Below are 4,725 nucleotides of genomic sequence, written 5' to 3' on the forward strand. Positions count from 1 at the left end.
GCCGCCCCCTTCGCCTTCATTCGTAATGCTGACGTAATAGGTCGCGTTACCGCTTCTTTGCAGCTGTTTGCACTGATGGTCAATTTCGCGATCAACTCGCAAAATAGCTCTTTTGATTTCGCCACCAGGTCATGAAGACCAACGAGCCGATTGCGATGAAGACGACGATAAATACAAACGGGAGCAACGGCTCCGAAAGCAAAATGGCCGTCCAAAGCGGACCAATCGTGTTAGAAAGCAGCAAGATCGTCATCAGAACAGGAATCAATCTCCAAAAGATGAGCTTCCGATTTTGCATGCCAAAAAAATATAATGCCGAAAAGCAAACAGTTCAGCGCTAAGGTCGCTCGGCATTCGCTGAGAATATAGTCGGCGTACCATTTAGGTTTTTCATAACAATGAAAATGCTTATGTCTGACATTTTGCTCACGGCAGCTATTGGCACTAGTCAGCCAATGACGATGTCTGCTCCCACGGCAGCGAGCGGGAGCAAAGCCGACATAGCGGGCAAGGCCAAAAATGACGTTCATGACCCAAGGCGACATGCGCAAGCTATAGATTGCTGCTGCGCAAAAGAGCAGTACGCCTATTGGTCGATAAATTTTGTTTATTCGGTTGCGGCCCTTGGCCGCAACCGCCGAGTGCATTTGTCACGTCGTGTCTAACAACGCCCTTCGGTATCGGTAAGGTTGTGGGCGGCGGTAATGCTGGGAGGGGCAATGTCTCGTGAAGGAGCGCGCGATCTCTGGCGGGCTGTTCTCGGACTCTACGATGCCGCATCCCTTCGGCTCGCCGAAAAAGCACACGTTTGCTGATCTCCAGAAGACAGTAGTGTGTCGGCAACCGGAGCTGCCGGTGTTGCTGCATAGACCACAGCCGCTTGCTCTGAAGCTGCTACCGCACAGCAGCGGCCTCTAGGAGCTTCTCGCGAGAAGAATTCCGTTCGCCTTGGGGGGTGACCAAGGGGAATTTGGATTGGCCAAGTGGGATATCGGCGCGATCGAGCGCGCCTTCATTGAAGCAGCATTAGACTCCTCGCGCTGGAATGCAGCGATGGAGATCGTGGCAAAAGTCACCAGTTCGCGCGGCGCGGCGCTGTTTCCCATGCGTGGCCGCCTCTCGCTCATGCCCCACAGCGAGTCGTGTTCGGAAGGCTTTGACGTCTACCTCCGAGACGGTTGGATCGAGCGTGATCAACGCTATCGGGCAATACCGGCGGCCCGGCGCAAGGGCGTTGCCAGTGAGTTCGATTTTATCACTCCCGAGGAGATCGCTCGCAACCCCTATTATCAAGAGTTTCTCGCGCCGCTCGGATTCCGCTGGGGTGCCATGGGGTTGATCTCTGCGCCGGACGACCAGTGGATTCTCACACTCCAACACTCCATCGCGCAGGGGCCATTTCAGCAGGAAGAACTCGATCAGCTTGCGAAGCTCGCGCCTCGCCTTTCTAGTGCTGCCTCGGTGGCGTCGGCAATCGGGTTTTCGGCGGCAGGCGCGGCCACGGAGGCATTCGAGCTGAGCGGCACGGCAGTCGTTCAATTGGACCGCGGGAGTCAAGTCATCCAGCTAAATAAGCGAGCTGAGAAGCTGCTCGGCGTCGGCCTTCGCGTTATAAACAAGCGGCTTGTCGCCGACCAGCGAGAGGCGACGAACGCCCTCGAGCGTGCACTGTACGCCCTGCTGTGGGGCAGCAGCGGCCGATCTCTGTTGCCGCCCGTCCCACTGCCGCGTCCGGGGCGACGACCGCTCTTGGCCTATCCGCTTAGTCTCTCCAACTTGGTGGAAAACCCATTCGCCAATTGCCGCGCGCTAGTGGCCCTGATCGATCTAGAGCAAAACGACAAAGCGCCCGACGCGCTCTTGCGCAGCCTTTTCGGGCTGACCGCTGCGGAGGCGAAACTCGCCTCGCGACTGGCTACCGGCGAAGCGATCGAACAAGCCGCCGACAGGCTCGGCATCGCAAAGGATACCGCTCGCAATCAGTTGAAGTCGATCTTTCAGAAGGCCGATGCTCATCGGCAGTCACAGCTTGTGGCGTTATTGGCTCAGGTTCAGCTGTTGAAGACAACTAGATGAATTGGTACAAGAGTCCCTACGCGAATGAATCGCCTGCGGCTATGATCATGCCGACGCACGCAGCGATTAGCTCCTTATGAGCTATGGCCTTGGAATGGAATGACCGATCACGGCGCCGGTTACAGTACCCCATAGCGCGCACACCGCTAGAAGCCCGGCCTTGGCCATGTAGCCTTTGAAGTAATCGAATGAGAGCAACGCAAAAATAAGACCAAGGATCAGGCCAAGCAGGCCGAGAACAGACACGATACGCTGTGCACCAAAGATGTTTGTCATTCCGAGCCTCAGTTAGCGTGACCACTCACCGGCTTTGATCCTGCAAAAGCGGCAGGCAATTGCGCCTCAACGTTGCGTCTGGGTCGGTTAGCCGCCGCCCCCACAGAGTCCCCGAATTTGGCAAAGCTCGTTGCGAGGTGCCACGCATCCTCGCGGCCCAGGTAATTGGACCGATAAAGACGATTAGGCCCCTTCTGAAAGTAAAAATGCGCAAGAGGGCGATGATTCGCGTCAAAAACGGCAAAACTCTCGAACCGGTGTTCAACCGTCCAAGGCCGAGGAAACTGAGTGTCGAACGCGGAGCGCGTCAAACCGTCATCAGCCGATGCGTCGCTAATCCAGGGAAATGCTTCATCAGTCATGTTTGATTACCTTCGCCCCCACGGCTGATCCATGCTCAGGATCAGGCTTCGGCGAGGGGCGCGCCCACCTGGCGCAGCCCCACCTCGGGAGGCTTTGTCTTGGCTACGGCGAATGGATATGGCCCCATCGGCAAAAATAGGGCCGGAAGCGACAGCAGCGCGGTAGCGAATGCGATCAGCGCTGGAAAGTAGGAACCCAAATAGTCAAACGACAAGCCCGCGATGAATGGACCAGCCCCTGTGCCCATCAAAAACATGCCAAAAAGCGTACCATAAATTCGCCCATAGGCTTTGAGTCCAAAGTAGCGACTGGCGAAAAACGCCAGCATTCCCACATGGGCGCCCAGCCCCACACCACAAAGCGCTGCGCCCGTGTACCAGGCCGGCACCGACATATCAGCGGCGAGCATGACGATGCCCACGGCCGGAAGCGCAAAAAACACCAAAGAAATGCAAGGACCTGGAAAGCGGTCCAGGCACCAGCCGGAAGCTAGACGCCCCATAATGACGCCGACCCCGGCGATCGAAAGCGCGGCGGTCGCTCGTTCAACTGAAAGGCCTCGGTCGGTGAGCATCGCAATGGCGTGCGCCAATGTTCCGTTTGTTGATACAACGGCGAGGAAAAAACCAATCCCCATCGCCCAAAACCGCCAGCCCGCCGCGGCCTGCGCGAACGTCATGCCGGCGAGGTAAGGCGCGCCGCCCAAAGCTGCGTTCTGACGCATTTCTTCAATGGACGGCTCGCGAACGAACAAGATCACCGGAACAAAGGCGCAAAGCATAATAAACGCGCCCAGTCCCGCATACGCGTACCTCCAACCTTCGTCTGTAATCAACAATTTGAGGAATTGCGGCACCACAGCAATTCCGAGGCCGACGCCGGCCATGGCAACGCCCAGCGCCAGCCCGCGCTGGTGGTCGAACCATTTCGAAATCACTTTTGCATATGGGACCGTGTTGTGCATCGCCCCAAACGCTCCGGCTATTGCAAAGAGAGCGTACATCACCAGCGGTGACGGCTCCAAAAACGCAAACGCTGAAACGCTCAAGGCGAATAAAGGAATGCCCATCAGCAATATCCGTCGGCTGCCGTAACGATCGGCCAAAAAGCCTAAACATGGGGTTCCTAGGCTGCAAAGAAGGCTCATCAAAAGCACGCCCGAAGCCAACTTGCTTCGGCTGATCCCGAGCGCGCTACAAACAGGCTTTACGAACACCGCAAAGCTGAAGACGTTGACTGTGCCGGACACGACAATGAGGCCCAGCATCGAAGCAAAGACGATAAACCATCTAGTCTGTTGAGACGCTAGCATGATTGGCCCGTCAGTCGATCCGGGCCGCGCATCGAGCCCCGGTCCCTTCTGAATTAAGCTGCATGCCTTCAGCAGGTGGCTTGCGACCATTCGATTGATGCAGCCACGAAGGAGCCAAAAACTGTGCACGAGGAAACGAGCCTGGGCCCATGCGTTGACAGCAGGACGACCACTTGGACTGGCCCGCGAATCGGCGTTCGATGAACCACGCCCGATAAGTCTCAAGCAGCGCGATTGCGGATTTCATGATTGCTCCGCATCAGTCGGCCTGTGGTGCAGCACAAATTCGGCAGAGCTTGGAAATCGGTGCGTTCGTGCCCTCTCTGCATCGTGCGTCCTATGCGTCCGCCTTGCGTGTTGTGAAACTATGCCCACCGCAACCAGAGGTCTTGACCCAAATGGGCTAAGACCTCGCACTCGCTATGGTTGCCGACAGGAGGGGGGAATTTTCGTGGCAAAGCGCAGGGTCGACGCCGAAGGATTGCTGACGGTTAGCCGGCGGCTCGGCCGATATGGCGGTTGATCCGGCGATCTGGCCCGAAATTATGGAAGAGATTCTGGCATATGATGGCGACGTGGGGAGGGTCGCTCGGATAAACGCTGTTGGCGGCAAAGCGGACGTGCATCCGTCCGGTGTGTCGGGCGATTCTGACCCAAACCGGACCCGGCGCGTCGCGATCAATTCACTCCACCTTGAT

Annotated in this window: 6 protein-coding genes; 2 read left to right on the plus strand and 4 right to left on the minus strand. The window is 57.1% G+C overall.

Features of this window, described 5'->3' with window-relative positions:
- Nucleotides 1-230 precede the first annotated feature (230 nt).
- Nucleotides 231-647 (minus strand): hypothetical protein, encoded by a 417-nt coding sequence (locus WB528_RS23505; RefSeq protein WP_423891187.1) that lies wholly within the window; start codon nucleotides 645-647, stop codon nucleotides 231-233.
- 328 nt (nucleotides 648-975) lie between these two features.
- Between WB528_RS23505 and WB528_RS23510 the strand changes: the two genes are divergently transcribed.
- Nucleotides 976-2,076, plus strand: a complete 1,101-nt coding sequence (locus WB528_RS23510; RefSeq protein ID WP_423891190.1) for a helix-turn-helix transcriptional regulator — start codon at nucleotides 976-978, stop codon at nucleotides 2,074-2,076.
- 81 nt (nucleotides 2,077-2,157) lie between these two features.
- Here the strand turns inward: WB528_RS23510 and WB528_RS23515 are convergent, their stop codons facing one another.
- The 3 genes from WB528_RS23515 to WB528_RS23525 are packed head-to-tail and all read right to left on the minus strand — an operon-like array spanning nucleotide 2,158 to nucleotide 4,117.
- Nucleotides 2,158-2,352: a hypothetical protein gene (locus WB528_RS23515; protein WP_423891192.1), complete on the minus strand. Its 195-nt coding sequence runs from the start codon at nucleotides 2,350-2,352 to the stop codon at nucleotides 2,158-2,160.
- 8 nt (nucleotides 2,353-2,360) lie between these two features.
- Complete coding sequence (locus tag WB528_RS23520) at nucleotides 2,361-2,714, minus strand: hypothetical protein (protein WP_423891194.1); 354 nt, start codon at nucleotides 2,712-2,714, stop codon at nucleotides 2,361-2,363.
- A 41-nt stretch (nucleotides 2,715-2,755) separates the two neighbouring features.
- Nucleotides 2,756-4,117, minus strand: a complete 1,362-nt coding sequence (locus WB528_RS23525) for an MFS transporter (RefSeq protein ID WP_423891196.1) — start codon at nucleotides 4,115-4,117, stop codon at nucleotides 2,756-2,758.
- Nucleotides 4,118-4,539: 422 nt separating this feature from the next.
- Here WB528_RS23525 and WB528_RS23530 point away from each other — a divergent pair.
- Nucleotides 4,540-4,725, plus strand: a 186-nt coding sequence (locus tag WB528_RS23530; RefSeq protein WP_423891197.1) for a hypothetical protein, incomplete at its 3' end; no start/stop codon positions are given.

Origin of the sequence: Bradyrhizobium sp. (assembly GCF_049586575.1) — a bacterium.
Classification (GTDB): domain Bacteria; phylum Pseudomonadota; class Alphaproteobacteria; order Rhizobiales; family Xanthobacteraceae; genus Bradyrhizobium.